The 26,968-nt window shown below is 65.2% G+C and carries 26 protein-coding genes and 3 tRNA genes; 16 read left to right on the top strand and 13 right to left on the bottom strand.

The annotated features are described in order from the left end of the window. Positions 1-11: 11 nt before the first annotated feature. The 4 genes from recO to nagZ all read left to right on the top strand — a co-directional run bounded on the left by recO (position 12) and on the right by nagZ (position 3,335). Complete coding sequence (recO, locus tag JMY28_RS22920) at positions 12-1,016, top strand: DNA repair protein RecO (protein ID WP_236596992.1); 1,005 nt, start codon at positions 12-14, stop codon at positions 1,014-1,016. After that, a complete protein-coding gene (pdxJ, locus tag JMY28_RS22915) occupies positions 1,013-1,777 on the top strand; it encodes a pyridoxine 5'-phosphate synthase (protein ID WP_201698192.1) in 765 nt (254 codons plus the stop codon). The genes recO and pdxJ overlap by 4 nt, the downstream gene beginning before the upstream one ends. A gap of 62 nt (positions 1,778-1,839) precedes the next feature. After that, positions 1,840-2,250, top strand: a complete 411-nt coding sequence (gene acpS, locus JMY28_RS22910; protein WP_201698191.1) for a holo-ACP synthase — start codon at positions 1,840-1,842, stop codon at positions 2,248-2,250. A gap of 44 nt (positions 2,251-2,294) precedes the next feature. Next, positions 2,295-3,335, top strand: a complete 1,041-nt coding sequence (gene nagZ / locus JMY28_RS22905) for a beta-N-acetylhexosaminidase (RefSeq protein ID WP_201698190.1) — start codon at positions 2,295-2,297, stop codon at positions 3,333-3,335. A 100-nt stretch (positions 3,336-3,435) separates the two neighbouring features. Here nagZ and JMY28_RS22900 read toward each other — a convergent pair whose 3' ends face one another. The 4 genes from JMY28_RS22900 to earP all read right to left on the bottom strand — a co-directional run bounded on the left by JMY28_RS22900 (position 3,436) and on the right by earP (position 7,587). After that, entirely contained in the window at positions 3,436-4,821 is a 1,386-nt protein-coding gene (locus JMY28_RS22900; RefSeq protein WP_201698189.1) for a sigma-54-dependent transcriptional regulator, read from the bottom strand. 329 nt (positions 4,822-5,150) lie between these two features. Then, the gene (locus JMY28_RS22895; RefSeq protein WP_201698188.1) at positions 5,151-5,360 is read right to left on the bottom strand and encodes a CsbD family protein; all 210 of its coding nucleotides are present in this window, start codon (positions 5,358-5,360) and stop codon (positions 5,151-5,153) included. Between the two features lie 313 nt (positions 5,361-5,673). After that, positions 5,674-6,231 carry an elongation factor P gene (gene efp, locus JMY28_RS22890; protein ID WP_201698187.1) on the bottom strand — a complete coding sequence of 186 codons (558 nt, stop codon included), beginning with the start codon at positions 6,229-6,231 and terminating at the stop codon, positions 5,674-5,676. Positions 6,232-6,402: 171 nt separating this feature from the next. After that, a complete protein-coding gene (earP, locus tag JMY28_RS22885; protein WP_201698251.1) occupies positions 6,403-7,587 on the bottom strand; it encodes an elongation factor P maturation arginine rhamnosyltransferase EarP in 1,185 nt (394 codons plus the stop codon). A gap of 212 nt (positions 7,588-7,799) precedes the next feature. Here earP and uvrC point away from each other — a divergent pair, with 212 nt between their 5' ends. From uvrC to JMY28_RS22850, 7 genes are all read left to right on the top strand, one after another. Next, positions 7,800-10,052, top strand: coding sequence for an excinuclease ABC subunit UvrC (gene uvrC / locus JMY28_RS22880; protein ID WP_201698186.1), 2,253 nt, complete (start codon positions 7,800-7,802; stop codon positions 10,050-10,052). 123 nt (positions 10,053-10,175) lie between these two features. Beyond that, positions 10,176-10,766, top strand: a complete 591-nt coding sequence (gene pgsA, locus JMY28_RS22875) for a CDP-diacylglycerol--glycerol-3-phosphate 3-phosphatidyltransferase (protein ID WP_201698185.1) — start codon at positions 10,176-10,178, stop codon at positions 10,764-10,766. Positions 10,767-10,954: 188 nt separating this feature from the next. After that, positions 10,955-11,030: transfer RNA gene (locus JMY28_RS22870), tRNA-Gly, on the top strand. A gap of 78 nt (positions 11,031-11,108) precedes the next feature. Next, positions 11,109-11,184, top strand: a tRNA-Gly gene (locus JMY28_RS22865). Positions 11,185-11,334: 150 nt separating this feature from the next. Continuing rightward, a tRNA-Cys gene (locus JMY28_RS22860) sits at positions 11,335-11,408 on the top strand. Between the two features lie 124 nt (positions 11,409-11,532). Then, on the top strand, positions 11,533-11,805 hold the full coding sequence (locus tag JMY28_RS22855) for a DUF2164 domain-containing protein (RefSeq protein ID WP_201698184.1): 273 nt from the start codon (positions 11,533-11,535) through the stop codon (positions 11,803-11,805). Positions 11,806-11,902: 97 nt separating this feature from the next. Further along, positions 11,903-12,391: a GNAT family N-acetyltransferase gene (locus JMY28_RS22850; protein ID WP_201698183.1), complete on the top strand. Its 489-nt coding sequence runs from the start codon at positions 11,903-11,905 to the stop codon at positions 12,389-12,391. A gap of 30 nt (positions 12,392-12,421) precedes the next feature. Here the strand turns inward: JMY28_RS22850 and JMY28_RS22845 are convergent, their stop codons facing one another. The 3 genes from JMY28_RS22845 to JMY28_RS22835 all read right to left on the bottom strand — a co-directional run bounded on the left by JMY28_RS22845 (position 12,422) and on the right by JMY28_RS22835 (position 14,547). Further along, the gene (locus tag JMY28_RS22845) at positions 12,422-13,306 is read right to left on the bottom strand and encodes a cytochrome c oxidase assembly protein (RefSeq protein WP_201698250.1); all 885 of its coding nucleotides are present in this window, start codon (positions 13,304-13,306) and stop codon (positions 12,422-12,424) included. A gap of 86 nt (positions 13,307-13,392) precedes the next feature. Continuing rightward, positions 13,393-13,860: a copper chaperone PCu(A)C gene (locus tag JMY28_RS22840; protein ID WP_201698182.1), complete on the bottom strand. Its 468-nt coding sequence runs from the start codon at positions 13,858-13,860 to the stop codon at positions 13,393-13,395. Positions 13,861-13,926: 66 nt separating this feature from the next. Continuing rightward, positions 13,927-14,547 (bottom strand): SCO family protein, encoded by a 621-nt coding sequence (locus JMY28_RS22835; RefSeq protein WP_201698249.1) that lies wholly within the window; start codon positions 14,545-14,547, stop codon positions 13,927-13,929. A 383-nt stretch (positions 14,548-14,930) separates the two neighbouring features. On the opposite strand from JMY28_RS22835, the gene otsB reads away from it, so the two are divergent. Further along, positions 14,931-15,683, top strand: a complete 753-nt coding sequence (gene otsB, locus JMY28_RS22830; protein ID WP_201698181.1) for a trehalose-phosphatase — start codon at positions 14,931-14,933, stop codon at positions 15,681-15,683. A 103-nt stretch (positions 15,684-15,786) separates the two neighbouring features. Beyond that, positions 15,787-17,217, top strand: a complete 1,431-nt coding sequence (gene otsA, locus JMY28_RS22825) for an alpha,alpha-trehalose-phosphate synthase (UDP-forming) (RefSeq protein WP_201698180.1) — start codon at positions 15,787-15,789, stop codon at positions 17,215-17,217. Between the two features lie 126 nt (positions 17,218-17,343). Here otsA and JMY28_RS22820 read toward each other — a convergent pair whose 3' ends face one another. Next, positions 17,344-19,179: an ABC transporter ATP-binding protein gene (locus JMY28_RS22820; RefSeq protein WP_201698179.1), complete on the bottom strand. Its 1,836-nt coding sequence runs from the start codon at positions 19,177-19,179 to the stop codon at positions 17,344-17,346. 787 nt (positions 19,180-19,966) lie between these two features. Between JMY28_RS22820 and JMY28_RS22815 the strand changes: the two genes are divergently transcribed. The 3 genes from JMY28_RS22815 (at position 19,967) to JMY28_RS22805 (ending at position 22,731) form a co-directional block, all read left to right on the top strand. Further along, on the top strand, positions 19,967-21,031 hold the full coding sequence (locus JMY28_RS22815) for a glycosyltransferase family 4 protein (RefSeq protein ID WP_201698178.1): 1,065 nt from the start codon (positions 19,967-19,969) through the stop codon (positions 21,029-21,031). A 187-nt stretch (positions 21,032-21,218) separates the two neighbouring features. Continuing rightward, the gene (locus tag JMY28_RS22810) at positions 21,219-22,181 is read left to right on the top strand and encodes a hypothetical protein (protein WP_201698177.1); all 963 of its coding nucleotides are present in this window, start codon (positions 21,219-21,221) and stop codon (positions 22,179-22,181) included. Positions 22,182-22,266: 85 nt separating this feature from the next. Beyond that, complete coding sequence (locus tag JMY28_RS22805) at positions 22,267-22,731, top strand: DUF2214 family protein (protein ID WP_201698176.1); 465 nt, start codon at positions 22,267-22,269, stop codon at positions 22,729-22,731. Positions 22,732-22,827: 96 nt separating this feature from the next. On the opposite strand, the gene JMY28_RS22800 is transcribed toward JMY28_RS22805, so the two are convergent. The 5 genes from JMY28_RS22800 to JMY28_RS22780 are packed head-to-tail and all read right to left on the bottom strand — an operon-like array spanning position 22,828 to position 26,946. Beyond that, the gene (locus JMY28_RS22800; RefSeq protein ID WP_201698175.1) at positions 22,828-23,652 is read right to left on the bottom strand and encodes an SDR family NAD(P)-dependent oxidoreductase; all 825 of its coding nucleotides are present in this window, start codon (positions 23,650-23,652) and stop codon (positions 22,828-22,830) included. Between the two features lie 35 nt (positions 23,653-23,687). After that, the gene (locus JMY28_RS22795; RefSeq protein WP_201698174.1) at positions 23,688-24,101 is read right to left on the bottom strand and encodes a MaoC family dehydratase; all 414 of its coding nucleotides are present in this window, start codon (positions 24,099-24,101) and stop codon (positions 23,688-23,690) included. A 13-nt stretch (positions 24,102-24,114) separates the two neighbouring features. Continuing rightward, positions 24,115-24,555, bottom strand: coding sequence for a MaoC family dehydratase N-terminal domain-containing protein (locus tag JMY28_RS22790; protein WP_201698173.1), 441 nt, complete (start codon positions 24,553-24,555; stop codon positions 24,115-24,117). Positions 24,556-24,583: 28 nt separating this feature from the next. Continuing rightward, on the bottom strand, positions 24,584-25,777 hold the full coding sequence (locus tag JMY28_RS22785) for a lipid-transfer protein (protein WP_201698172.1): 1,194 nt from the start codon (positions 25,775-25,777) through the stop codon (positions 24,584-24,586). Between the two features lie 29 nt (positions 25,778-25,806). Next, complete coding sequence (locus JMY28_RS22780; protein WP_201698171.1) at positions 25,807-26,946, bottom strand: acyl-CoA dehydrogenase family protein; 1,140 nt, start codon at positions 26,944-26,946, stop codon at positions 25,807-25,809. Between the last annotated feature and the right edge of the window lie 22 nt (positions 26,947-26,968).

The following is a 26,968-nucleotide window of genomic DNA, read 5'->3' as shown; positions in this document are numbered from 1 at the left end:
GGGCACCGCGTATGAGTGACGGCGCAGCCGGAACCCTGCACGACGACTGGCCCGCGCACGACGAAGCGCAGGCCGACGAGGCATTCGCACCGGGCGAAGCGTCCGATTCCCGCGGCACGCGGCGCTCGCCCACGAAAAGCACGACGAGCACGCGAAGCACGAAGGTGACGAAAGGCGCCGTCACGCGCCACGCGATGACCGAGGGCGCCGACGCCACGCTCGAAGGCCGCGCCGAACCGCGGCCGGCCCGTAAGACCACCGCGCGCTCACAACTGCCGCGCGCTTCACGCAGCACGACCCCCGACTACCGCATCGCCGAGCAGCCGGCTTTCGTGCTGCACAGCTATCCGTACCGCGAGACGAGCCTCATCATCGACGTACTGTCGCGCGATCACGGCCGCGTGGCACTCGTCGCGAAGGGCGCGAAGCGTCCGCACTCGGCGTTGCGCGGCGTGCTGCAAACGTTCCAGCCGCTCGCGCTTTCGTGGACCGGCAAGGGCGAGGTACGCACGCTCACGGGCGCCGAGTGGGTCGGCGGCATGTTACCGCTGACCGGCGACGCACTTTTGTGCGGCTTCTACGTGAACGAGCTGCTCGTGAAGTTCATCGCGCGCGAAGACCCGCACCCCGAACTCTTTCGCCACTACGTCGTCACGCTCACGCGCCTCGCGCACGACGAGCCACCCGTGCAGGTACTGCGCTCGTTCGAGCGCGTGCTGCTGCGCGAGGCGGGCTACGCGCTCGCGCTCAACCGCACCGTGACCCGCAAGGCCGTGGTGGCCGAGGGCCGCTACGTGTTCGATCCGGAACGCGGCGTGCGCGAAGCATCGGACGAATGGCCCGCACAATGGCCCCGGCTTTCGGGCCAGACGTTGCTCGACATGGAAGAGGACGATTACCATCGAGCCCAGACGGTTGCGCAGAGCAAGGCGCTCATGCGCTTCCTGCTGAACACTTACCTTGGCGGCACGCCGCTCGCGACGCGCCAGATCCTGATCGACTTGCAGAACCTATGAGCTTCTTTCTCACTTCGCCCAATGTGATCGACCTCGGCGTGAATATCGACCACGTCGCTACGCTGCGCAACGCGCGCGGCACCGCTTATCCCGATCCGATCCGCGCGGCGCTTCTCGCCGAAGAGGCGGGCGCCGACGTGATCACGCTGCATCTGCGCGAGGATCGCCGCCATATCGTCGACGCCGACGTGCATGCGCTGCGCCCGCAACTGAAAACGCGCATGAATCTCGAATGCGCGGTGACGGCTGAGATGCTAGACATTGCGTGCGAAATCAAGCCGCACGACGTCTGCCTCGTGCCCGAAAAGCGCGCGGAGCTGACGACCGAAGGCGGCCTCGACGTCGCGGGCCACTTCGACGCCGTTGCCGCCGCCTGCCGTCAGCTCGCGGATGCGGGCTGCCGCGTCTCGCTCTTCATCGACCCGGACGAAACGCAGATCCGCGCGGCGCACGAAACGGGCGCGCCCGTGATCGAGCTGCACACGGGGCGCTACGCCGAGGCGCACGATGCGGGCGAGCAGGAACGCGAATTCGAGCGCGTGGTGACGGGCGTAAACTGCGGCAACAGCCTCGGACTGAAGGTGAACGCCGGCCACGGCCTGCACTACACGAACGTGCAGCAGATCGCGGCCATCGACGGCATCGTCGAGCTGAATATCGGCCACGCGATCGTTGCGCACGCAATCTTCGCGGGCTGGGAGAACGCGGTGCGCGAAATGAAGGCGATCATGGTCGCGGCGCGCCTCGGCACACGCGGCTGATTGCACGGATTGCAAACCCACGCGTCGCGCACACGCAATCGACATCTATCGACGGGAATCTCATGGCGATCTACGGTATCGGCACCGACATCATCCAGGTGAGCCGCGTGGCGGCAGTCATGGAGCGCACCAACGGGCGCTTCGCGCCGCGCGTGCTCGGCCCGGACGAACTCGCCGTCTACGAGGCGCGCAAGGCGCGCTCGGAAGTGCGAGGCCTCGCGTACCTGTGCACGCGGTTTTCCGCGAAAGAGGCGTTCTCGAAAGCGATTGGCCTTGGCATGCGCATGCCGATGACCTGGCGCGCCATGCAGACCCTCAACGAGCCCGGCGGCCGGCCTGTGATCGTCGCCTCGGGCGGACTCGCGCAGTGGCTCGACGAACGCGGCATCACAGCGCGCGTGAGCATCACCGACGAGCACGACTACGCGGTGTCGTTCGTGATCGCGGAAGTGAACGTCGCAGTCAACGGCTGATATCCATCGCCGTGCGTCGCGCGGCATCTACACAAAACTCATCGATGAAGAATAATCCCGGGCCAGTCATGCTCGACGTGGTGGGCACCACGTTGAACGACGACGACGTGCGCCGCCTCGCGCACCCGATGACCGGCGGCGTGATCCTGTTCGCGCGCCACTACGAGAACCGCGCGCAGCTCGTCGCGCTGACCGACGCCATTCGCGCGGTGCGCGAGGACCTGCTCATCGCCGTCGATCATGAAGGCGGCCGCGTGCAGCGTTTTCGCACGGACGGCTTCACGGTGCTGCCCGCCATGGGGCGCCTCGGCGCGTTGTGGGACAAGGACGTGCTGCTCGCCACGAAGCTCGCGACGGCCGTGGGCTATATCCTCGCGAGCGAGCTGCGCGCGTGCGGAATCGATCTCTCGTTCACGCCGGTGCTCGATCTCGGCTACGGCCAGTCGAAGGTGGTGGGAGACCGCGCGTTCCATCGCGACCCGCGCGTCGTCACGCTGCTCGCCAAGAGTCTCAATCACGGGCTATCGCTTGCGGGCATGGCCAATTGCGGCAAGCACTTCCCGGGTCATGGCTTCGCGACGGCGGACTCGCACGTCGCGGTGCCCGTCGACGAGCGTCCGCTCGAGGCGATCCTCGGCGAAGACGCGCTGCCTTACGACTGGCTCGGGCTCTCGCTCACGGCGGTGATGCCGGGGCACGTGATTTATCCGAAGGTCGATTCGAAGCCCGCGGGTTTCTCGCGCACCTGGGTCGAGGAGATTCTGCGCAAGCGGCTGCGCTTCACGGGCGCGATCTTCAGCGACGATCTCTCGATGGAGGCCGCGCGCCAGGGCGGTACGCTCACCGAGGGCGCACGCGCCGCGCTCGAAGCGGGCTGCGACATGGTGCTGATCTGCAACCAGCCGCACGAGGCCGAGAAGGTGCTGGACGCCTTGCGCACCATGGAGCCGCGCCGCGCCGCCAAGGCTTCGGGCCTGCGCATCAAGCGCATGCGCGCGCGCGGCAAGGCGCTGCGCTGGGACAAGATGGTGGCGGATCCGGGGTACATCGAGGCGCAGGCATTGCTGCGCAGCGTGTTGCCTTGATGCCCTGATTGCCGCGCCGGCAAAACGAAAAAGGCGGTCCTTCGGAAACGAAGGGCCGCCTTTTAACATGCCGGGCGTGCTTAGTGGACTTCACGCGGACTCAGTTCATCCGCATGCGCTGCAGCTTGTTGTAGAGCGTCTTGGGGCTGATGCCGAGCAACGACGCGGCGCGGTGTCGCGTGCCGCCTACGGCGTCGAGCGTCGCGCGGATCAGCATCTCTTCCACGTCGGCGAGCGGCGTGCCCACGGTCACCTGCACGCGGCCGCCGTTCATGTCGCGCGGCCCCGCGCCGCTGCTTTCCTCGGCCTGCAAGGTTTCCAGCACCTCGCCCGAGGCGTGCCACGCGCGCCTCACGCGTTCGTGCAGCTCGCGCACGTTTCCCGGCCAGTCATACGCCAGGCACTCGCGGATGAACGCTGGCGCGACGAGCCGCGTCGCGCCGGCCAGACCGCGCGCCTGGGCTTCCTGATTGAGTTCGTCAATGCAGGCGAGCGCGAGCAGGGCGGCGTCGTCGTCGCGCTCGCGCAGCGGCGGCAGCGGGATCGCCGCGGCATCGAGGCGCAGCCATAGATCGTCGTGCAGCGCGCCCTGCTGGACAGCTTCGCGCGGGATCGCACGGGTGGCGGCAATCAGGCGGAAATCGGTGCCCACCTCGCTGTTGCCGCCTACGCGCATGAAGGTCTGCGAATCGAGCGCGCGCAGCAGCGTTTCCTGCTGCTGGCGTGTCAGGTCGGTCAGCTCGTCGATAAAGAGCGTGCCGCCGCTCGCCTGATCGACGAGCCCCGGCTCGCGCTGCTCCGCGCCCGTGAACGCGCCGCGCTCATGGCCGAACAGCACGCTCGCGAGTGGGCGGCCAGCGGCCGCCTCTGCCACGAGCGAGCGCGCGTCGCAGACGACGAACGGCCCCTTGCGGCGGCGGCTCAACTGATGCAGCGTACGCGCGGCGACTTCCTTGCCCGTGCCGGCTTCGCCGTGCACGAGCAGCGCCGCTTCGGTGGGCGCGAGTTGTTCGAGCGTGTCGTAGACATGCTGGATCGCGCTGCTGCGTCCGAGCATTGGCCCAAAGTGGCCCATCTGGCGCAGCGTGGTGCGTAGCGTGCGTACTTCCTCAGTCAGCTCGTAGGGACGCGGAATGCGTGCGAGCAGGCTGCGCAGGCGTGGAATGTTGACGGGCTTGAGCAGATAGTCCCAGATGCCGTGGCGCAGGCCTTCGATCGCGCTTTCGACCGTGGCGTTGCCGGTCATCACGATCACGGGCAGCGCGCCGCCTGGCGGCTGCGCGGGCAAGTGCGGCAGCAGTTCGAGACCGCCGCCGTCGGGCAGGTTCAGATCGACGAGTACGACATCAGGAATGAAGCGCGCCAGTGCGGCGCGCGCTTGCGCGAGCGTGGCGGCGGTGTCGACGGAGAACCCGTCGGCCGTCAGGATCGCAGAGAGACCTGACAGGCTATTGGGATCGTCTTCGACAATCAGGGCGTGTGGCATGGCGGTAGCAGCTTACGGATGAGCGCATGCGCGCCGGCGCTGCCCGCGCGGGGTAGCGTGCGCGCCCCGGCAGACAGCCGCGCGGCGCGCGTAAGCGCGGCACGATGCGAAAGATTTCACCGAGACCACGGAGATGTCTCGAAGCGGGGTGTTCAGTTCCGGTCCTCCCAGTTGTGCTGCGCCAGAGCGGGGGCGCGACGGCGTTGCCCGGCAGCGTGGCGGCCGGGCAGCAACGCAAGCCCGAAGCGCCTGGCGCTTTGGCGTGCGTGCAACCCCCTGTTTGCCTGCAAGTGGGCGGCGACCGTACCGGCCATGCCGCGGACGGTACGTCAGTCGAGCGGCCGGTGTGCGTCGAACCAGCGGCGCACCTCCAGTTCTGCCTCGTCACGCGTCTTGCCGTAACGTTCCTGGATTAGCCCGGCGAGCCGATCCGCGCGCCCTTCGGCTTTCGCGAGTTCGTCGTCCGTCAACTCGCCCCACGCCGCTTTGGCCTTGCCGATCAACTGCTTCCACTTGCCTTCAGCAATGTCGTTGTTCATTGTGTTTCTCCTGATAAGGGGGAAAGAGTGTGGAACGCATGCTCTCTCACCTTGCAGCAGAAACCGTGCCGCGGGAGTCACTCTGACCGGTGCGCGCTGCGTTTGCTCGCCGCCTGCTTGCTGAAGGCGGCAAGTACGCAATTCGTTAGGCATAACCGGTAAGGTTTTCCGTAGCACTCTCAAACATACACGTTCAGCAAAAAAAGAAAAAGCGCCCCGAGGGGCGCTTTCACGACGCTTGCCGCCTTTGCCGCGAGGGCAGCGGGGCAGGCGTCCTTGCGCTGCAGTAGACCGCAGTGGCCAGCAGAGGGCTTTAGGCGCGGCTGCGGTACTCGTTCGTACGCGTGTCGATTTCGATCTTGTCGCCGATGTTGCAGAAGAGCGGCACTTGCAGTTCGAAGCCGGTGTTCAGCTTGGCGGTCTTCAGGACCTTACCCGACGACGTGTCGCCCTTGACGGCCGGTTCCGTGTAGATGATCTCGCGCACGAGCACGGTCGGCAGTTCGACCGAGATGGCCTTCTCGTTGTAGAACACGACTTCGCAGCCCATGCCGTCTTCGAGGTAGTTCAGGGCGTCGGCCATCATCTCGCCTTCGACTTCGTACTGGTTGTAGTCGGCGTCCATGAACACGTACATCGGGTCGGCGAAGTACGAGTAGGTCACTTCCTTGCGATCCAGCATCACGACTTCGAACTTGTCGTCGGCCTTGTACACGGTTTCCATGCCCGCGCCGGTCAGCAGATTCTTGAACTTCATCTTCACGACGGCGGAGTTACGGCCCGATTTGTTGTACTCGGCCTTTTGCACGACCATGGCGTCGCTGCCAATCATCACGACGTTGCCGACGCGGAGTTCCTGTGCGGTCTTCATAGTAAAAAACTGTCCTGTCCAGATTTAAGTAGCTTCGAGTGTGCTCGACGGCAAACGTCGCAAGCGGATTCGGTTGGTGCTGCTGGTGCAGTTACTGCGACCCTCATTCGCGTATGAACGACGAGGGCGCGAAACGCGAAGCGCTTGAGACGGCTGCCGTCGGATAACCGCTTATTTTAACTGACTTTTTGCGAATCCGGCGAGATTTCCGGCGAGATCGCCAACCTGCCCGAGCTCGGCGGCCCAGGCGTTCGCGCGCGCCGCGTAGAAGGGCAGATGTTGCGCGAACTCGGCCCAGTCTGGCGTGCCGCGGCCATTCCACGCATGCCAGAAGCGCTCGAGCGCGGCGCGCGGCGCCTCTGGCAACGTGCGGCCGTAGTGCGCGAGCGCAGCGTCGAGCTTTGGCAGGTGAGCGTCGTCGGGTTGCGGGTAGATGTGCCAGACAAACGGTCGCGCGGCCCATTGTGCGCGCACGAACGAGTCCTCGCCGCGCACGAAGTTCAGATCGCTCGCCCAGAGCAAAGGGTCGTAACCGCGCTGCTCGGTGAACGCAAGCGCGTGCGCGTGCAACGCGCCGCGCCTGGCCTGAGAGCCCGCGCGGAACGCCGGCTCCCCAAAAAAGCGCGCGAGCGCGCCAGAGATCCGGCCCTCCGGCACGAGCAGAACCACCGGCGCCGGGCCGTCGCGCCATTGCTCCAGCAAGTGATCGACGGCTGGGTTCTCGTAGGCGAAAAGCGAGATCACGGTGGCTTCCGGCCCGGGAGGCGGGCCGCCCGTGGCGCGCTGCCACCACGCAGCACGGGCGTCTTGCGAGCGCTCGAAGTCCGCGCGCGCGGCGTCGAGCGTGCGCTCCTTGAGCACGCCCCCCGTGCCGGGCCCAAGGCCGGGAAAGAAGAAGTGCTTGGCGAGCGCGTAGCGCGGGTGCGGCGAGGGTCGCAGATGAAAATCGGCCACCCAGTCTTCTGCGCTCAAATATTCGAGGTTGAGCCAGACGGGTTTGCGCACGCGCTCGGCCATCGCCGCGACGTAGACGGGCGGCAGCTCGCACGCGAACGCTTCGATGACGACATCGGCGATCTGCAGCGTGTCGCCCGCATGCCCGGGCTCGTGCCAGTGCTCGACGAGCACGCCCTCGACCGATTGCGTGGCGCGGCTCGCGTCGAGCGCGGGGCAGAGCTTCTGGAACGCGTGCAAGTCGTCGACGAACAGACGCACCTGCCAGCCGTGCTCATGCGCGAGCTGGCGCGCGAGCCGCCAGCACACGCCGATGTCGCCGAAATTGTCGATGACGGCGCAAAAGAGGTCGCAGGCGATGGTGCTATCGTCAGCGGCGGCGGGAGTGTGAGCTTCTGTCATGGGTAGCGTGGGGTGGCGCGCGACGCGCAGAAACATGACTGCCATGCCCCAAGCGGGCGTAGAACGCCCGGCTGGCAAGTTCGGCACTGATTCCGTGCGGCATGGAATGATCTAAAATTGCGATTTTAGGACACAGCCATGAACGCGTCGCGACGGCGGCGCGCTCTGCAACGTCTCACCTATCTCGACGCAACTCCCGTCCCCGAAACTGGATGACCGACACCGACGTTTTCGACCCGAAAAAGGCGCTCACGCAGTTGCCGCATCTGCCGGGCGTGTATCGCTACTACGACGCGCAAGGCGCGGTCCTCTACGTCGGCAAGGCGCGCGACCTGAAAAAGCGCGTGTCGAGCTACTTCACCAAGACGCAGCTTTCGCCGCGCATCGCGATGATGGTCACGCGTATTGCGCGCATCGAAACCACGGTCACGCGTTCCGAGGCCGAGGCGCTGCTGCTCGAGAACAATCTCATCAAGGCACTCACGCCGCGGTACAACATCCTGTTTCGCGACGACAAGTCCTATCCGTTTCTCAAGATCACCGGGCACACGTTCCCGCGCATGGCGTACTACCGCGGCGCAGTCGATCGCAACAACCAGTACTTCGGGCCGTTTCCTAGCGCCTCGGCCGTGCGCGAGAGTATCCAGATCCTGCAGCGCGTGTTCCAGTTGCGCACCTGCGAGGACTCGGTGTTCAACAACCGCACGCGGCCTTGCCTCCTGCATCAGATCGGTCGGTGCACGGCGCCTTGCGTGGGTGCGATCGGCGAAGAGGATTACGCGCGCGACGTGAACAACGCCTCGCGCTTTCTGCTCGGCCGTCAGAACGAGGTGATGAAGGAGCTCGAGACGAAGATGCATGCGTTCGCCTCGGAGCTGAAGTTCGAGCAGGCGGCATCGGTGCGCAACCAGATGAGTTCGCTATCGACCGTGCTGCACCAGCAGGCCATCGAAACGGGTAGCGAGAGCGACGTCGACATTCTTGCCGTGGTGGCGCTGGGCGGGCGCGTCTGCGTGAATCTTGCGATGGTGCGCGGCGGCCGGCATCTGGGCGACAAGGCGTATTTCCCGGCGCATGTGGAGCGCGCGCTCACCGACGAAGAGGGCGGCGTTGCCGAGGAAATCGACAGCGATACCGTGGTCGCGGCGAGCGCGCTGAAGTCGTTGCCTTCGCTTGCGCGCAAGACAGTGGAGGATTATGTCGAGGAAGCGCAAGAGGCCGACGCGCGAGACGATGCGGCGCTCGAAGCGGATCCGCTCGCCATCGCGGCCGACCTCGCGGACGATGAAGACAATGCAAGCGACGATGCAGGCGATGCCGAATCCGATCCACCCGCCGCCACGCCCGCGCTCGAGCCGCAAGCGGATTCGCGCAGGAAGCGTGAGATCGGCATCGAATCCGAAGTGCTCGACGCCTTCATCGCGCAGCACTATTTCGGCAACCGCGTGCCGCCCGTGCTGGTCGTGAGTCATCCGCCCGCAAACCGCGAACTCGTCGATGTACTGAGCGAGCAAGCCGGGCACAAGGTCACGGTGCTGCGTCAGCCGCAAGGTCAGAAGCGCGCATGGCTCGCGATGGCCGAGCAGAACGCGCGGCTCGCGCTCGCGCGCCTGCTCTCCGAGCAGGGTTCGCAGCAGGCTCGCACGCGCACGCTTGCGCAACTGCTCGGGCTCGAGCTCGACGATCTCGCGCATTTGCGCATCGAGTGCTTCGACATCAGCCACACGATGGGCGAGGCGACGCAGGCGTCATGCGTGGTCTATCACCATCACAAGATGCAGTCGGCCGAATATCGCCGCTACAACATCACCGGCATCACGCCCGGCGACGACTACGCCGCCATGCGCCAGGTGCTCACGCGCCGTTACGAGAAGATGGTCGCGCAAGCGGCGCGCGCTGAAAGCCTTGAGGCGCCGCCACCCGTCCCGGCGCCCGATCCCGCTGACCCGAATGCAGCGTCGGACGCCGTGGAAGCCAACGAGGCCGTCGAGGCCCTCGAAGCCCCGCCGCCCGGCGGCACGCTACCCAACATCGTGCTGATCGACGGCGGCAAGGGGCAGGTCGAGATCGCGCGTCAGGTGTTCACCGAACTGGGTCTCGATCCCTCGATGCTGGTGGGCGTGGCGAAGGGCGAGGGGCGCAAGGTCGGTCTCGAAACGCTCGTGTTCGCCGATGGCCGTGCGCCGCTTGAACTCGGCAAGGAGAGCGCTGCGCTCATGCTCGTCGCGCAGATCCGCGACGAGGCCCACCGCTTCGCCATCACGGGCATGCGCGCGAAGCGCGGCAAAACGCGCCAGACTTCGCGGCTCGAAGAACTGGAAGGCGTGGGGGCGAAGCGTCGCCAGCGGCTGCTCGCGCGCTTTGGTGGCCTGCGCGGCGTGATGGCGGCCAGCGTTGAGGATCTGGCGAGCGTGGAGGGGATCTCGCACTCGCTCGCCGAGCAGATCTACCAGCAGCTTCACTGATGCGGCGGCCTCGCAGGCCGGGTCCGGCCCGGCCAATCCTTACGGTTGCTTGTGGCAGGTGCGGCGACGCGGCACAATTGCATCTCCCATAATTGCATCTCCCCCGACAGATAGCGCCAGCCGATGCCGTTCAATATTCCGATTCTCCTGACCTGGCTGCGGATCCTGGCGATTCCGCTCGTGGTTGGCGTGTTCTATCTGCCGCAGACGATGCTTTCCCCGATGCAGCAGAACGTGCTGGCGATGCTGCTTTTCGTGCTGGCGGCGCTCACCGACTGGTTCGACGGTTTTCTCGCGCGCAAGTGGAATCAGACGTCCTCGTTCGGTGCATTCCTCGATCCCGTTGCCGACAAGTTGATGGTGACCGCGGCGCTGCTCGTGCTCGTGCATCTGCAGCGGCTCGACGCTGTAATCGCGCTCGTGATCGTCGGACGCGAAATCGCGATTTCGGCGCTGCGCGAATGGATGGCGCAAATTGGCGCGTCGAAGAGCGTGGCCGTGAATTCGCTCGGCAAGTTCAAGACCGCGTGCCAGATGATCGCGATTCCCATGCTGTTGTTCTACGCGCCGCTTACGCTCGGCGGCGTGACGCTGTTCGACTCGCGTGTGTGGGGCGCGTGGCTCATCTACGTCGCGGCGTTCCTCACGATATGGTCGATGCTCTATTACATGAAGCTCGCTTGGCCCCAGATCCGCGAACGGGGAAGTCTGTGAGCAGACTGCTGTGAACCCCATGCGTCTTTTTCCAAAAAGATCACACGAAGGGGTTGACACGATTCTGAGGGTTATACATAATCTCACTTCTCCGCTGCACGACGCAGTAGCAAACAGGCAGATGCGGTGGAGATAGCAGAAGATAAGCTGAAGTTAGGTGCAAATTCGGCGAAGTCTGAAGCAAATATGCGGGAGTAGCTCAGTTGGTAGAGCGCAACCTTGCCAAGGTTGAGGTCGCGAGTTCGAGACTCGTCTCCCGCTCCAGAATTTAAGGTGCGGCGTTTTTGCAGTAGAGAAAAACGAAGCGCCGAAGCAGGAAAATCGCAGTAAAGCAGGACATTTGCGGGAGTAGCTCAGTTGGTAGAGCGCAACCTTGCCAAGGTTGAGGTCGCGAGTTCGAGACTCGTCTCCCGCTCCAAATGCCAAGGGGAAGCAGCGCTTCCCTTTTTGTTTGGCAGGCTTTGATCAGCGTATATAGCCATCCCAAAGCCATCAAACAAATCTGTCCGGTCGTTGCGGGCGCACGCAGTGTGCGTCATGTTTGCTTCATTCCGGTCAGTCCGCTTCTGGCGCGATAGCAAAGCGGTTATGCAGCGGCCTGCAAAGCCGTGTAGGCCGGTTCGACTCCGGCTCGCGCCTCCAGATGCAAAACAAAAGCCACCTTCGGGTGGCTTTTGTTTTTTGCGGCCGGATTGCTGCGTTTTTGGCTACGTGCCCGCGCACGCGGCGCAAAATAGCCGGAACCCATCCTCTCCGGTTTCCCGACATGTCCATCGAACTCCCCGAAGACGCGCGCAGCGAAGCGATCGCCTCCATCCAGCGCTATTTCGACGCGAACATGGAAGAGCCGATCGGCAACGTCGCGGCGGGCGCGCTGCTGGGCTTCTTTCTCGAAGAGATCGCGCCGGCGGTCTATAACAAGGCCATTGCCGACGCGCAGGAGAGCATGCAGGCGCGCATCGTCGATCTCGACATCGATCTGCATGAAGATCCGTTCCAGTACTGGCGCAAATACGAGCAACCGCGCCGGCGAAAGTGAGGGGTACCTGAGTGCTACCTGAGTGGCGGTTTTGTGGCGCGCGCGGCGCGCGGCATAATCGTGGCCATTCACGATGTTTAGATGGAAATCACAGACCATGACCGTGCAGTCCACCGCCTTGCCGCCGCCCCAATTCGACTGGCAATGGAAAGCTTTTGATGCGCTCGACGCGCGTGAAGTCTACGCCATGCTCAAACTGCGCTCCGATGCGTTCGTCGTCGAGCAGAACTGCGTGTATGGCGATATCGACGGTCTCGACTTCGGCGCGTGGCATCTGTTCGCATGGAGCGAGCAGGGCGGCGAGCGAGAGCTAGCCGGCTATTTGCGCGTGCTGCTGCCCGACGCGCAGGACGCTGACGTGCGTATCGGCCGCGTGGTGACGTCGCAGAACCATCGCGGCATCAAGCTCGGCAACGCGCTGCTCGAACGCGTCATCGCGCAGATCGTGCACCAATGGCCGGACGTCGCGATGCGTCTGCACGCCCAGGCGCATCTACAGAAGTTCTACGGCGCGTTCGGCTTTTCACCCGTTGGCGGGATTCACGACGAAGACGGCATTCCTCATGTGTGGATGCGCTTGGCCTGATTCGATGTTTGTCGCAGGTTGCGCCGGAATTCATGTGCGCAGCGTGCGCCCTTCCTTCGGGGGCGCACCCTCTGCGGCGCGCACGCCGGCGCGCCGGTCCTGCTGCAAACGTCCGCGCGCGGATAGTCGCATCCAGTGGCGCAGCGCGACCAGCGCGCCGATTACGCTCATCATTGACCCCGGAATCCACAGCAGCAGCCCGCCGATCTGCTGGTCGCGGATGGGCGAAAGCCAGGTGAACGCGCGGCCGCAAATCGAATAGACCGGATAAAGCTCGCGCGGCGTGAAGAAGATGAATGCGCCGAGCACGATCTGCGCCGGAATCGCCGCGATCACGACGAGCACGCGCTTGCCCGGCGAGAGGCGCGCGGGTGGCGCGGGGCGCGAGTCGAGCACGAGCCACCAGAACAGCAGCCCGTCGATCACCATGCTCCAGTTCATGACGCGGTAGAGGCGCCAGTCGAGCATCGCGATGAAGTGGATCGGCGAAAAGAGCCAGAAGTAGATGAGCCCGACGAAGAGTCCGACCGCGACGACGGGGTGCATGACGATGTCGAGCGCCACGCGCACGGGCCGCGCGGCGAGCACGGGGCGCACGAAGCGCTGCCGCCATTTGAACGGAATGCCCGCGCGCAGCGCCGCGCCCGGGTAGGCGAGTGCGATGAAGAACGGCCCCAGATGATGCAGCACGAGGTGCTGCGCGCGATGCATGAAGAACTCGTGCTCGAAGTAGTAGTCGAGCCGAGTGTGCAGCACGACGTAGAGCGCGCCGAGCCCGAACCAGAAGGAGATCTGGCGCGCGAGCGACACCCGCGCGTGCCGTTTGCCGCGCACGAACAGCACCGCCGCGAGCAGGGTGCAGATCATCACGGTCGGCGAGGGCTCCCACGGTTGGAGCCAGTAGAGCAGGGTCATCGCGAGCATGGCGGCGGCCTCATCGCGGATTCAACATGCTTGCGCGCGCAACCACAGAGAATGCGCGCGTTTGTCTTGCTGCGGCGTTACTGCCCCGAGGGCGACTTGACTGCGAACGGCGTGTCGAGCGTCTCGCCGTCCGAGAACTGCAGCTTCACGTTCACCGTGTCGCCCGGCGCGATTTTGTGCTTCGCCTTTTCCAGCATCAGGTGGTAGCCGCCCGGTGCGATCGCAAGCGTGCCGTGCGCAGGCACCGTCGCCTTGTGCACCATGACCATCTTTTGCGTCGAGCCATTCGAGACCGTCTGATGCAGCATGACCATGCCGTAAGCGTCGCTCGATACGCTCACGAGATCGACCGGCTGGTCGCCATCGTTCTTGAGCGTCACATAGCCCGCGGCCGGCAGGTCGTTGGGCAGCCAGCGCACCCACGCGTCCTGCGTGCTCAGCGCGCCGGCGGCGGCGTTTGCGGCGGGCGCGAATACGGCGAGCGCACCGAAGGTGCTCAGCGCGCAGCCGAGCGAGACGGTGAGGGACTTGAGGTTCTTCGTCATAAGGTTTCCTGTTGCGATTGCTGTTTCGTCAAGACTCGAGGATTGGACCCGCGAGGCGGCGTGCGTTCACGCCGTGTCGTCGATGACGCGGCGCAGGTCATGCGCGATCGCGTCCGGTGTGTCGTGGTCGGTGGCGAGCAGGCGCGCGTGACCCTGAGCGTCGAACACGTAGACGGCCGAACTGTGTGTGACTTCGTAGCTGCCGTCCGGGTCTCGCTTTTCCATCTGGTAGGCCACGCGGTAGCGCCGCGCGAGCGACTCGATCTGGCCGTCGCTGCCGGTCAGGCCGCGCGCATGCTGAGCATCGAATGCGCCGACGTAGGCGTGCAAGGCCTGCGGCGTGTCGCGCGCCGGATCGACGCTGATGAAGAGTATCCGCACTTTCTGCGCATCGGGGCCGAGCTTCGCTATAACCTGCATCAGGCGCGCCATCGTCTCCGGGCAGACGTCCGGGCAATGCGTATAGCCGAAGTAGACGAGCGTCGTGCGTCCGCGAAAACTCGCGCCTGTCACGGGCTGGCCGTTGTCGGCCGTGAGCGCGAAGTCGAGGTCGGGCAAGTGGCCGCTTACGTTCGTCAGCTGCCACGGCTCGCCCGGGTGCGAGCATGCCACGAGCAGCAAGGCAGCCGCCGCGAGCGCCGCGTGCCGCAGGCTGCGCGCACCGCCGCAGAGGCGGGCGTGGAACATGCGCAGCGTGGGCCCGAAGGTGAGGAACAAAGGCAATCTCGTCGACTCGATTGGATTACGTTGGCCGCGCTCGATCAGACCACTGGGCTCGGCTTGTCGCTGCGACTGTAGCAAAATTGGGTCCGCTCCGTCGCGAGCGCCCCGGTCGTGCGGATCGCACGCGTCGATATGCCGCATCGGCTGAATGGCCGCCCTGGCGGAGTGTCCAACTCTCGAAAAATCGGACCGCAGACAAGTCGATTCGAGTCCGGCCAAGCCTGTGCAGCCGGTCAGCCCCTTACTTTCTCGATAATCGATCCAAGGCGCGGTAAGATTCGCACACTTTCCCTGGGCGCAGCCCGGGGCCATACCCGGCCAGCGGGCCGATGGGTGAAAAGAACGCAATGCAAGCACTTCCGGCAGTCCTGCCGCCTGACCAGACGGCATTTTTCTTCGATTTCGACGGCACGCTCGTCGATCTCGCGCCCACGCCCGACGGCGTGCTCGTACGCCCCGACATGCTCGCGCTGCTGCGCGAGTTGCGCCGCGTGACGCACGGCGCCGTGGCGATCGTCTCGGGGCGCGGCATCGAGAGCATCGACGGTTTCCTTGGCATGCCCGATCTGCCCGTGGCGGGCCTGCACGGCGCCGAGCGGCGCGACGCCAACGGCGACACGCAGCGTGTCGGCTTTAACGATCAGCGTCTGCTGCACATAGAGCAGGTGCTCGCGGAGGTGGTGCGCACGCATCCGGGCATGCTGCTCGAGATCAAGGGCGCGTCGCTCGCGCTGCACTACCGCAACGCCCCGGAACACGAGGGTACCGCGCGCGCCGCGACCGAGCGCCTCGCCGCCGATTACGCTGACGCCTACGTGCTGCAGCCCGGCAAGATGGTCTACGAAATCAAGCCGAAGGACGTCGACAAGGGCCGCGCGCTGCGCGCGTTCCTCGACGAGCCGCCGTTCGCGGGGCGCCGCCCGGTGTTCGCCGGCGACGATCTGACTGACGAGAAGGGCTTCGCCGTCGTCAATGCGCTGGGCGGGCTGTCGATCAAGGTCGGCGGCGGCGACACCATCGCGCAGACGCGGGTCGATTCGGTCGACGCGCTGATCGGCTGGCTCGCATCGCTCGTCGCGGCGATGCCGGGCGCCCGGTGACCGCGCGCATGCCTCGCTTCACTCCCCACGTAGATTGCATCACGCGAGGCGGTGCCTCGCGCGCGCCACGCCTTCCCGATTTCCTGTACGGACCCCGCCCCTCATGAGCCGATTGATCATCGTGTCGAACCGCGTCGCGCCGATTTCCGAGGGCGGTCCGGCCGCGGGCGGCCTTGCGGTGGGCGTGTACGACGCGCTCAAGGAAACCGGCGGCATGTGGTTCGGATGGAGCGGGGACGTCCTCACCTCCGGCCAGCCGCAGATCGCGCTCGAAGAGCGCGGACCCGTGACGTTCGCCACCATCGGCCTGTTGCGGCGTGACTACGACCAGTACTATCGCGGTTTCTCGAACGCAACCCTTTGGCCCGCGTTCCACTACCGCGCCGATCTCGTCCAGTACGACCGCCACGAGTACGAGGGCTATAGCCGCGTGAACGCGTGGCTCGCGCAGCAGCTCGTACCGCTTTTGCGCGAAGACGACGTGATCTGGGTCCACGACTATCACCTCATTCCGTTCGCCCAGGCGCTGCGCGCGGCGGGCGTGAAGAACCGCATCGGCTTCTTCCTGCACATTCCGTTTCCGGCCTCGCAGGTGCTGCTGGCGGTGCCGCCGCATCGCGAGCTGGTTCAGGCGCTATGCGCGTTCGACCTGCTCGGCTTCCAGACCAGGCCCGATCTGCGTGCGTTCTGCGACTACATCGTGAACGAGGCAGGCGGTACGACTGCGATGCAGCCGGACGGCCTCACGCGCATCGAAGCGTTCGGGCAGACGCTCTGCGCAGGCGATTACCCGATCGGCGTCTATCCCGATGAGATCGCGGAACTCGCCCGAGCCGGCGAGCGCGGCAAGCCGGTGCGCACGCTCAAGGCCACGCTGCACGGGCGCAAGGTCATCATGAGCGTTGACCGGCTCGACTACTCGAAGGGGCTCGTGGAGCGCTTTCGCGCCTTCGAACGCCTGCTCGACCACGCGCCGGCGCAGCGCAACAAGGTCTCGTTCGTGCAGATCGCGCCGCCTACCCGCGCCGACCTGCACGCGTATCAGGACATCCGGTTGCGCCTCGAGGCGGAGTCGGGGCGCATCAACGGCCGTTACGCGGAACTCGACTGGACACCGATCTGGTACATCCACCGCCAGTACGAGCGGGCGGTGCTGGCCGCGCTGTTCCGGGCGTCGAACGTCGGCTACGTCACGCCGCTACGCGACGGCATGAATCTGGTCGCCAAGGAATACGTCTCGGCGCAGAACCCCGAAGATCCGGGCGTGCTCGTGCTCTCACGCTTCGCCGGCGCGGCGCAGGAGCTTTCTGGCGCGCTGATCGTCAATCCGCTCGATATCGACGGCATGGCCGACGCGCTCAGTGCCGCGCTCTCCATGCCGCTCGCCGAGCGGCTCGCGCGCTATCAGGACATGATGGCCCAGTTGCGCGAGAACAACGTCTCGGTCTGGCGCGATCGCTTCATGCGCGATCTCGGGCAGGTCAGCGTGCGGCAAGGAGTGAGTTTGCCGCCACTCGAGCGCGCGCAGGGCTGAGCGCCCACGCCTCGCGCGCCTGGGCGAGAGCGAAAAAAGCCGCTTCAGTCGATGCACTGAAGCGGCTTTTTTACGTCCGGGTGTCTGCGGCAAAACGCGGCGGGCGAGGCGCCCGCCCGGGCGGTGTCAGGCCACGTGTTTTTCGTCGGCCTTCTTGCTGCCCAGATGCAGCGTGGAGTGCTTGCCGTACTGCTTGGCGAGGAGGTCGCGGTAGAGTCCCGGACGGTTGCGCAGCTCTTCGGGGGTGCCGTCGTCGATCACCTTGCCCGTGCTCATCACGATGATGCGGTCGAAGTTGTTGAGTGTGGAGAGGCGGTGGGCGATCGCGATCACCGTGCGGCCCACCATGAGCCGGTCGAGCGCCTGCTGGATGGCCTCTTCGGACGCGCTGTCGAGCGCCGAGGTGGCTTCGTCGAGCAGCAGGATCGGCGAATTCTTGAGAATGGCGCGCGCGATCGCGATGCGCTGGCGCTGGCCGCCCGACAGCTTCACGCCGCGGTCGCCCACGATCGTGTCGTAGCCCTCGGGCATCGCCTCGATGAATTCGGCGCAGCGCGCCTCGCGGGCCGCAGCGACCACTTCCTCGCGGCTCGCCTCGGGGCGGCCGTAGGCGATGTTCTCGTAGATCGAGCGGTGCAGCAGCGAAATGTCCTGCGGCACGAGCGCGATGGCATGGCGAAGGCTGTCCTGGGTGACATGCGCGATGTCCTGGCCGTCGATCTTGATGGCGCCACCCTGCGTGTCGTAGAAGTGCTGCAGCAACGCGAGCACCGTCGTCTTGCCCGCGCCCGATTTGCCGATCAGACCCACGCGCTGACCGGCCTCGATGCGCAGGTCGAAATGATCGAGGATCGGCTTGCGGTGCGGATACGCGAAGGTCACACCCTCGAAGTCGACGCGGCCGCCCTGGGCGATGAGTTCCTTGGCGTCGTCGCGGTCGGGCATGCCGTGCGGCTCCAGCAGCGTTTGCACGGCCTCGGCAAGGCGCGCCACGTGCTGGGTCACGTCCACGAGCGCCACAGCGAGGTCGCGCGTGCCGTGCAGGATCGTGAAGCCGAGTGAGCTCACGAGCACGATGTCGCCTGACGTCGCCTTGCCCTGATCCCAGAGCCACAGCGCCCAGCCGAGCAGGCCGGCGGACAGCATGGCCGTGATCACGGCGTGCAGCAGACGCAGCTTTTCGAGGTAGAGCAGGCTCGAGCGGCGGGCGTCGAGCTCGGCCTTGACGGTCGAGCCGAAGCGCTTTTGCTCGCGAAACGTCATGCCGAAGGCACGCACGAGCGCCATGTTGCCGATTACGTCTACGAGCTCGCCGTCCACCGCGGCCGCTTTCGAGGCGAAGGTGTGGTGGCGCGACGAGCCGCGCCCGGCCAGCTTGAAGAGGATCACCGAAAGGATGGCCGAGCAGAGCAGGAGGCCCGCCGCCATGAGCGGGTTGACCGCAATGATCATGACGATCGCGCCGGCCACGGCGATACAGGGCGGCAGCACGTTCCACGCGGTGGTGTTCTCGGCCGTGTAGACGGCGTTCGATGTCGCGGTGATGCGGCTGGCGAGCGTGCCGGGCTGCTTTTCGGCGTAGTAAGTGGGCGAGTGGCCGCTCAGGTACTGGAAGAGGTCGCGCCGCAGGTCGCCCGTCACGGTGACGAAGGTGTGCGCGGCGAACCAGCCGCCGACCCGCCAGAGCAGGTTGTCGGCGGCGATCAGGCCGACGAGGATGGCGAAAGCGGTCCACAGTGGGCCCGGATGATGGCGTCCGGCTCCGAGCACGTCGATCAGATGCTTGATGGCGTACTGCGACGCAAGCGCGCAACCTACGGCCGCGAACACACTGGCGAGCACCACGCTGTGGGCGAACGGATGGCGCTTGATGTAGCTGAAAAGGAACGCGAGCGGGCGCCGCGCATAGCTCGCGAGCTTTGCGTTGTGGGCGTTACGCTGGGCGGTGGTCAGATGTTCCAATTGATCGGGTGGTCGGTCTGACGGAACTTCGTCCGTGCAAGTTCAAAGAAAGATAGCTGGCGCGCTACGGTGACGAACGCTTCGGGCGCGCGGCAACGAAGGCGGACTTACCGCATTGTAAACACCCCATGCGCCTCGCGCACCGCCTGTGCCCGGCGGACGCGCATCATATCGCGACACGATAGCGCGGGATACAGATTGGGGACACGTTGTTGCAGCGGAGGTTCAACAGGAATCGTGGACCGTTTTAGAGATGGGTGTTTTAGAGATAGAATTACGGATTGCATTCGGAAAAGCGCCGCTGTGCTCGCTCGCCACGCGCTGTCCGCCGGTAGCGAATCAGGAACCGTACGAGCGCGATCGTTTGATGCGCACCGTGCCGCGACAATCGCCCGCAGTTGTTTTCCGCAGCGCAGCCCCCAATCTAGAACTCTCTTGGAAAACAATGGGTTGCGGAGTGTTTCCGGTTTGTAACAACGTAAAGACTTTGAAATGATCTAGCCGGCATTTACCCTGGACCGGGATAATGCCGACTCGGACGGCGTAGGGAATTTGACAGCTTTTGTGTCAACGGCCGCGAACCCTGCGCGTTTACCGCCTGAACCGCCGCGTGTGCGCTCTCTTGCCGCTTCACAACTGCGTCGGCTCTGTGTCCGGATTTCCGGCGCGGTTAGCGGTACGGAACGCCTGTAAGGCGCGTGGCGACAAGGAAGCCGCAGCCTGCATAGGTCGATTGTCAAATTTGCAGTCTATTGCCCGATTTATTACGAGGAAGGAGTTCACCACTATGCGAATCGCTCAAATCGCTCCGTTGCACGAGGCGGTTCCTCCCAAGCTGTACGGCGGCACGGAACGGGTGGTCTCCTACCTGACCGAAGCGCTGGTCGAACAGGGCCACGATGTCACGCTGTTCGCCAGCGGCGATTCGATCACCTCGGCAAAGCTCGAAGCGTTCTGGCCGCAGGCACTGCGCCTCGACCCCACGATTCGCGACGTGATGGCTCCCCACATGCTGCTGCTCGAAGAAGTTCGCCGCCGCGCGGACGAATTCGACGTGCTGCACTTCCACATCGACTATTACCCGTTCTCGCTGTTCCAGCGCCAGCCGGTGCCGTTCGTCACGACCATGCACGGCCGTCTGGATCTGCCGGAACTGCAGCCGGTGTTCAACGCGTTCAACGACGTGCCGGTCGTTTCGATCTCGGACAACCAGCGCATTCCGCTGCAGCAAGCCAACTGGCAGCAGACCGTCTACCACGGCCTGCCGGAAAACGTGCTCACGCCGATTCCGAACGTCGAGCCCGGCTACCTCGCATTCCTCGGCCGCGTCTCGCCGGAGAAGGGGCTTGACCGCGCGATCCGCATCGCCGGGCAGGCAGGCATGAAGCTCAAGGTCGCCGCCAAGATCGACAAGGCCGACCGTGCCTACTATGAAGAAGTCATCAAGCCGCTGATGGCGCTGCCGCACGTCGAGTACATCGGCGAAATCGGCGAGCACGAAAAGCGCGAGTTCCTTGGCAATGCGCATGCACTGGTGTTCCCGATCGACTGGCCGGAGCCCTTCGGCCTCGTCATGATCGAAGCCATGGCCTGCGGTACGCCGGTCATCGCGTTCAAGCGCGGCTCGGTGCCGGAAGTCATCGAGAATGGCGTGTCGGGCTTCGTCGTCGAAGACGAAATCAGCGCCGTCGCAGCGGTCAAGCGCCTGTCGACGCTGTCGCGCGAGAAGGTGCGCGCCGCGTTCGAAGCGCGCTTCTCGTCGAAGGTGATGGCGCGCAACTACGTGGCTGTGTACGAAGATCTGCTGCGTCAGAAGCATCGCACCGTGCTGCGCGAAGTCAACGCCGGCTAAGGTATGTACTGAAAACGGACGCGCTGCGGCGCGCCCTTTTCCCGCTTTTCCCCAACGCCCCGATGCCCGTGCACCGGGGCGTTGTCACATTCGCGGCGGCGGCAAGTGAGGCGCACGCTTAATGTCCCTATAATGGCCGTGCCGTAAAATCCGCGGCGCCCACGCAAGCGAGATGAGGAGTAGTCCCTTGGCCAGAACCCGACCGACGCCCACGGTCACCGTACCCGGTGCCGGGACGCTTTTCGCGCTGCGCGCGATCGGGCTCGTGATCCTGGCGCGCTGGCTGCACTCCATGGCGCAAATGAATTTCCTTACCGCGCTCGAAGGCATGGCGTCGTCGCCCGCGGCGAGCCTGAATCTCGTCTTCCTGTTTCTGCTGATCGTGCTGCCGGGCGCCAAGGCGCGCGTCGAGCGGCCGTTTCACCCGCTGCCGCAGTGGCTGCGCCAGGCGCTGCGCTTTTTCGGCGTGCTCGGCTTTTTGTTCGCGATCGGCTCGATCGGCGTGTTTGTCTGGACCGCCGGCTGGCGGCGCACCTTCCACGCCGTGGCCGATACCAACGGCTGGCTCGTTGCCGCGCCCGCGCTCTACGCCGCCGTAGTCTGGATTTGCCGGCCGCGCGCGCTCTGGCGCAGCAACTTCGCGGCGCGGCGTTTCGCGATCGGGCGCTTCGCCGTGTCGATCGATGCGGCCACGCGCACGACGGTCGTCTGGCGGGAGAGCCGCAAGGTCGGGCAGTACGATGCACGCGAGTTGTCGGTGCGCTGGCTCTCCGGGGCGCCGCAGGGCGGGGCGATTGCGCCCGGCCCCGCGCTGTTGCCCGCGCCGGTGCAGGCCGACGCTCCTGCGAGCGCTACTGACGTTGCCGAAACGGTTGCCGCTTCGAATTCTTCGGATTCCACCGCAGATCAAGGGACTGCGCAGTCTGCGGCCACGCCTGAGCCCGTTGCATCTGCCGCGGCGCGGCCGGATGCCGTGGGATCAGCGGCGCCGCATGGGGACAAGCCCGCGCGCCGGCCAAAGATCGAATTGCTCTGGGATTCACCGGCTGCTGCGGGCCACAACCGTCAGACTGTGTTTCGCGCGCGGCTCGCCTCCGAAGGCGACCGCACGGCTGCGCGCGCGCTCGACGCCGCGCTGAAGCAGGTCTGACGCACTGCTCGCAGACGCGCCGCGTCCGCGCTTGAGCCGCTTTACCGTTGCTTGCCGTTCCTGTCGTCCACTCGAAGGAGTCGCAATGCTGATACGCTGGTTGCTCGCCGCCGTTCATCTGCTCGCCTTCGGCTTCGCGCTCGCGTCGATCCTGCGGCGCACGCGCGGCCTGCGCCGTTGCACTTCCACCGAAGACCTGCCGATGATCTTCAGCGCCGACAACGGCTGGGGCGGCTCGGCGGTTGTCCTGATCGTGACGGGCGCGATGCGTGCGTTCGGCGGTTTCGAGAAGGGCGCCCCGTACTACATCCACGAACCGCTCTTTCTCGTGAAGATGGGTGCGCTCGTGCTGATCCTTCTGCTCGAAATCGCACCCATGATGGCGCTCCTGCGCTGGCGCCTCGCCGTGCGGCGTGGCGACGTGCCGGATCTCACCGGAGCGCCGAAATACGCGCGCATCGGCAGATGGCAAACGCTGCTGCTCGTCGTGATGGTGATCGCGGCGACGGGCATGGCGCGCGGCATCGGCCTCGACGCTGGCGGCGAGTAGGGCGCGCAGGACCCGAGGCAGGTCCCAATTCAGGCCGAAAAAGGAAAACCCGCGCAATGGCGGGTTTTCCCGCTATGACCAACTGTTTTCTTCGCTTTACTGAAGATTCCCAGCCACGGCAACCGTCTGCCCGGTGATGTAGTTCGACTCAGGCGTGCAGAAGAGATAAACGCCGCCCGCCGCTTCCTCAGGCGTGCCGCCGCGGCCAAGCGGATTGCGCTGCGCATGCGTCTTGAGCAACTCGGGGTTCAGCCCCACGCGGATGTCGCGGCCTTCGATCTTCACGGTCGCGCCGGCCTTCGCGTCTGCCGTCGTCATGCGCGTGTGGATCAGGCCGAACGCCACGGCGTTGACGTTCACGTTGAAGCGCCCCCATTCACGGGCGAGCGCGCGCGTCATGCCGATCACACCCGCCTTGGCCGACGAATAGTTCATCTGCCCCGCGTTACCGTTGAGCGCCGACACCGACGAAATATTCACGATCTTGCGATACACCTCGCGCCCCTCGGCGACATCGGCGGCATGCAGCGCCTTCACGTGCGGATATGCGGCACGCAGAATGCGGAACGGCGCGGTCATGTGGCAGTCGAGGATTGCGTACCACTGCTCGTCCGTCATCTTCTGGATCACGTCGTCCCACGTGTAGCCGGCATTGTTGACGACGATGTCGATGCCCTTGTACGCGCCCATCGCAGTGTTGATGAAACGCTCGGCGAAGTCAGGCGCCGTGACGTTGCCCACGCAGGCCACCGCTTCGGCGCCCGTTTTCTTCAGCGCTTCGACCGTCTCGTGCGCCGGATCGGCATCGAGGTCGTTCACGACGATGCGCGCGCCTTCGCTGGCGAGTTTTTCCACGATCGCGCGGCCAATGCCACGTCCCGAACCGGTGACGAGCGCCACTTTTCCATCGAGCTTACCCATGTTGCTATCTCCTTCGATTGTTTGATTCGGATTGCTTACAGTGAAAACACGGCGTCGCCCACGACACGCGGCTCGCCATACTGGTTGGCGCTCTGGATTTCGAGGCGCACCCGGCGCTCGCCTTCAGCCTCGAACTTTTCGACCACGTGCCCCGTGCAGACGATGCGATGGCCAATATGCGTGATACCCACGAAGCGCACGCCGAACTCGCGCAACTGGCGCTGATCGACCCATTGGGTGAGCAGGCGTCCGAGCCACGCCATGGAGAGCATGCCGTGCGCGAACACGTCGGGCATGCCTGCGCGCCGCGCATAGTCAATGTCGATATGCACCGCGTTGTGGTCGCCCGAAGCGCCCGCGAAGAGCGCGAGCGTCTTGCGGTCGACGGGCGGCAGTTCGAGCGCGGGAAGCGTATCGCCCACCTGAATCGTGTCGTATTGGATAGTCATTCGCGGTCTCCCTTCAGCCGTTGCGTTGCACGATCACACTGCGCAGATCGGCCACGTGTTCGCCGCGCTGGTTCGTCACGCGCGTCTCACGCACGACGAACTCCAGCGCGCCGCCCCTTTTTTCGTAGATGTCGGCAAGGCGAGATTCGAACAGCAGCACGTCGCCAGCGTAGGCGAGCCGGTGATATGTGAAGGACTGCTCGCCGTGCAGGATGCGCGGCAGCTCGATGCCGATTTCGTCGCGCCACGACGTATCGGGCTGCTCGAATTCGAGCGAGAAGAGAAACGTGGGCGGCAGCGGTAGGCCCGGATGGCCCGCGTCGCGGGCTGCCGATTCGTCAAAGTACACAGGGTTCGTTTCGCCGATCGCCTTAGCGAAGAAGCGCAGCCGGCCCGCTTCGGCCACCGCGCGAAATGCGGGCAGCGTCCTGCCGATGTGTTGCCTGTCGATCATGAGGATCGCTCCATATCGTTAGCCATGCTTAAGCTCGATCGGACTTGTAGACCGTGACGACGCACGCGCCGCCCAGCCCCACGTTATGCGCCAGCGCGACCTTCGCGCCGTCCACCTGGCGCTCGCTCGCGGTTCCGCGCAACTGATGCGTGAGTTCGTAGCATTGGGCGAGCCCCGTTGCGCCGAGCGGATGGCCCTTCGAGAGCAGGCCGCCCGAAGGATTGACGACCCATTCGCCGCCATAGGTGTTGTCGCCGTCGTTGACGAGCTTCTCGCCTTCGCCTTGCGCGCACAGGCCAAGCCCTTCGTAGGTGATCAGCTCGTTCTGCGCGAAGCAGTCGTGCAACTCGATCACGTCGATATCGCGCGGTCCGATGCCAGCTTGCTCATAGGCGCTCTTCGCCGCCGAGCGCGTCATGTCGAAGCCCACCACGCGGATCATGTCGCGCGCGTCGTACGTGCTCGGCGTGTCGGTGGTGAGCGCCTGGCCCGCGATGATCACATCGGTGCGCAGACCGCGCTTCTTCGCGAACGCCTCGGAGACGACGAGCGCGGCCGCCGCGCCGCAGGTGGGCGGGCAGGCCATGAGGCGCGTGAGGACGCCCTCCCAGAGCATGGGCGCGGCCATCACGTCTTCGGTCGAGACGACGTTGCGGAACACGGCGAGTGGGTTGCGCGCCGCGTGGCGGCTCGCCTTCGCGCGGATCTTCGCGAAGGTTTCGAGCTTCGTGCCGTACTTCTTCATGTGCGACATGCCCGCGCCCGCGAACTGGCGAATGGCGTTGCTGAGTCCTTCCTGGCGTCCGACGAGTTCGTCGACGATGACGTTAGCGCGCTCGAGCGCGCTCGAGCGGTCCGTCCACACCGATTTGAGGGCGCCCGGGCCCATGAACTCGAAGCCGACGGCGAGCGCGCAGTCCACGGCCCCGCTTTGCACCGCCTGACGCGCGAGGAATAGCGCGGTCGAGCCGGTCGCGCAGTTGTTGTTCACGTTGATGACGGGAATGCCCGTCATGCCGACGTGGTAGAGCGCTTTCTGTCCGCAGGTCGAGTCGCCATAGACGTAGCCGGCGTAGGCTTGCTGCACGTCGGTGTAGTCGAGGCCTGCGTCGCTGAGCGCCTGACGGATCGCGGTGGCGCCCATCGTGTCGTAGGTGTCGCTCGTGCCGGGCTTCTTGAAGGGAATCATGCCGACGCCGGCGACATATACGTTTTTAGTCATATCAGTAGTCCTGAGAAAGTGGAAATTCTTTAGAGCTTGCGCGAGATGAGGTCACGCATCACTTCGCTCGTGCCGCCGTAAATGCGCATCACGCGCGCGTCGGCGAATGCGCGGGCCACCGGGTATTCGAGCATGTAGCCGTAGCCGCCATGCAACTGCACCATCTCGTCGAGCGCCTTGCCGAGCGCCTCGGTCGCGAAGAGCTTCGCAACGGCGGCTTCTTCCAGCGTGAGACGGCGGCGCACGTGTTCGGACAAGTAGTGATCGACCATGAGCCGTACCGCAACGGCCTGGGCCTTGATGTCCGCGAGCTTGAATTTGGTGTTCTGGAAGTCCCACACCGTCTGGTTGAACGCGCGGCGGTCCTTCACGTAGTTCAGCGTGTGCTCGAGGCAGGTTTCCAGTTTCGCGGCGGCGCCGATGGCGATCGAGAGGCGTTCCTGCGGCAGCTCGGCCATCAGGTAGGCGAAGCCCTTGCCTTCTTCGCCGAGGCGGTTCGATACGGGTACGCGCACGTTGTCGAAGAAAAGCTCGGCGGTGTCCTGCGCGTGCTGGCCCACCTTCTCGAGCTTGCGGCCGCGCCGAAAGCCTTCGCGGTCCGCTTCGACCACGATCAGGCTCACGCCCTTGGAGCCCGCTGCCGGATCGGTCTTGCAGACCATGACGATGAGGTCCGCATTCAGGCCGTTGCTGATGAAGGTCTTGCTGCCGTTGATCACATAGTCGTCGCCGTCGCGGATGGCGGTCGTCCGCACGGCCTTCAGGTCGCTACCCGTGCCCGGCTCGGTCATGCCGATGGCGAGGATAGATTCGCCTGAGCAGACCTTCGGCAGCCAGCGCTGCTTTTGTTCCTCGTTGCCAAGCCGCGCGATATACGGGGCGATGATGTCGGAGTGAACCGAGAAGCCAAGGCCGCTGACGCCGGCCCGGTTGATCTCCTCGTTGAGGACAGCCGCGTGGCCGAAATCGCCGCCGCCGCCGCCGTATTCGGTGGGCAGTGTGACGCACAGCAGGCCTTCGCGGCCGGCCTTGAGCCAGGTCTCGCGATCGACCTTGCCGGCCTTGTCCCATTCGGCCTGCTTCGGCGCGCATTCCTTTTCCAGGAAGCGGCGCACGGTGGTGCGCAGCATTTCGTGGTCGTCGCGGAAGACGTTGCGGTTGATATGCATATCGGAGTCCTTAGCGTTAATA

It is taken from the genome of Paraburkholderia hiiakae, from assembly GCF_904848665.1.
In the GTDB taxonomy this organism is placed as follows: Bacteria; Pseudomonadota; Gammaproteobacteria; order Burkholderiales; family Burkholderiaceae; genus Paraburkholderia; species Paraburkholderia hiiakae.
Note: the sequence above shows the minus strand (reverse complement) of the source record. Positions and strands in the feature narration are given on the sequence as shown.

Coding starts and splice junctions, on each gene's coding strand:
- recO (WP_236596992.1), top strand. CDS start 12: ATGAGTGACGGCGCAGCCGGAACCCTGCACGACGACTGGCCCGCGCAC.
- uvrC (WP_201698186.1), top strand. CDS start 7,800: ATGACCGACACCGACGTTTTCGACCCGAAAAAGGCGCTCACGCAGTTG.
- JMY28_RS22780 (WP_201698171.1), bottom strand. CDS start 26,946: ATGCATATCAACCGCAACGTCTTCCGCGACGACCACGAAATGCTGCGC.
- pdxJ (WP_201698192.1), top strand. CDS start 1,013: ATGAGCTTCTTTCTCACTTCGCCCAATGTGATCGACCTCGGCGTGAAT.
- earP (WP_201698251.1), bottom strand. CDS start 7,587: ATGACAGAAGCTCACACTCCCGCCGCCGCTGACGATAGCACCATCGCC.
- nagZ (WP_201698190.1), top strand. CDS start 2,295: ATGAAGAATAATCCCGGGCCAGTCATGCTCGACGTGGTGGGCACCACG.
- JMY28_RS22785 (WP_201698172.1), bottom strand. CDS start 25,777: ATGACTAAAAACGTATATGTCGCCGGCGTCGGCATGATTCCCTTCAAG.
- JMY28_RS22835 (WP_201698249.1), bottom strand. CDS start 14,547: ATGTTCCACGCCCGCCTCTGCGGCGGTGCGCGCAGCCTGCGGCACGCG.
- JMY28_RS22805 (WP_201698176.1), top strand. CDS start 22,267: ATGCTGATACGCTGGTTGCTCGCCGCCGTTCATCTGCTCGCCTTCGGC.
- otsA (WP_201698180.1), top strand. CDS start 15,787: ATGAGCCGATTGATCATCGTGTCGAACCGCGTCGCGCCGATTTCCGAG.
- JMY28_RS22895 (WP_201698188.1), bottom strand. CDS start 5,360: ATGAACAACGACATTGCTGAAGGCAAGTGGAAGCAGTTGATCGGCAAG.
- JMY28_RS22900 (WP_201698189.1), bottom strand. CDS start 4,821: ATGCCACACGCCCTGATTGTCGAAGACGATCCCAATAGCCTGTCAGGT.
- JMY28_RS22850 (WP_201698183.1), top strand. CDS start 11,903: ATGACCGTGCAGTCCACCGCCTTGCCGCCGCCCCAATTCGACTGGCAA.
- efp (WP_201698187.1), bottom strand. CDS start 6,231: ATGAAGACCGCACAGGAACTCCGCGTCGGCAACGTCGTGATGATTGGC.
- JMY28_RS22840 (WP_201698182.1), bottom strand. CDS start 13,860: ATGACGAAGAACCTCAAGTCCCTCACCGTCTCGCTCGGCTGCGCGCTG.
- pgsA (WP_201698185.1), top strand. CDS start 10,176: ATGCCGTTCAATATTCCGATTCTCCTGACCTGGCTGCGGATCCTGGCG.
- acpS (WP_201698191.1), top strand. CDS start 1,840: ATGGCGATCTACGGTATCGGCACCGACATCATCCAGGTGAGCCGCGTG.
- otsB (WP_201698181.1), top strand. CDS start 14,931: ATGCAAGCACTTCCGGCAGTCCTGCCGCCTGACCAGACGGCATTTTTC.
- JMY28_RS22790 (WP_201698173.1), bottom strand. CDS start 24,555: ATGATCGACAGGCAACACATCGGCAGGACGCTGCCCGCATTTCGCGCG.
- JMY28_RS22855 (WP_201698184.1), top strand. CDS start 11,533: ATGTCCATCGAACTCCCCGAAGACGCGCGCAGCGAAGCGATCGCCTCC.
- JMY28_RS22800 (WP_201698175.1), bottom strand. CDS start 23,652: ATGGGTAAGCTCGATGGAAAAGTGGCGCTCGTCACCGGTTCGGGACGT.
- JMY28_RS22815 (WP_201698178.1), top strand. CDS start 19,967: ATGCGAATCGCTCAAATCGCTCCGTTGCACGAGGCGGTTCCTCCCAAG.
- JMY28_RS22795 (WP_201698174.1), bottom strand. CDS start 24,101: ATGACTATCCAATACGACACGATTCAGGTGGGCGATACGCTTCCCGCG.
- JMY28_RS22845 (WP_201698250.1), bottom strand. CDS start 13,306: ATGACCCTGCTCTACTGGCTCCAACCGTGGGAGCCCTCGCCGACCGTG.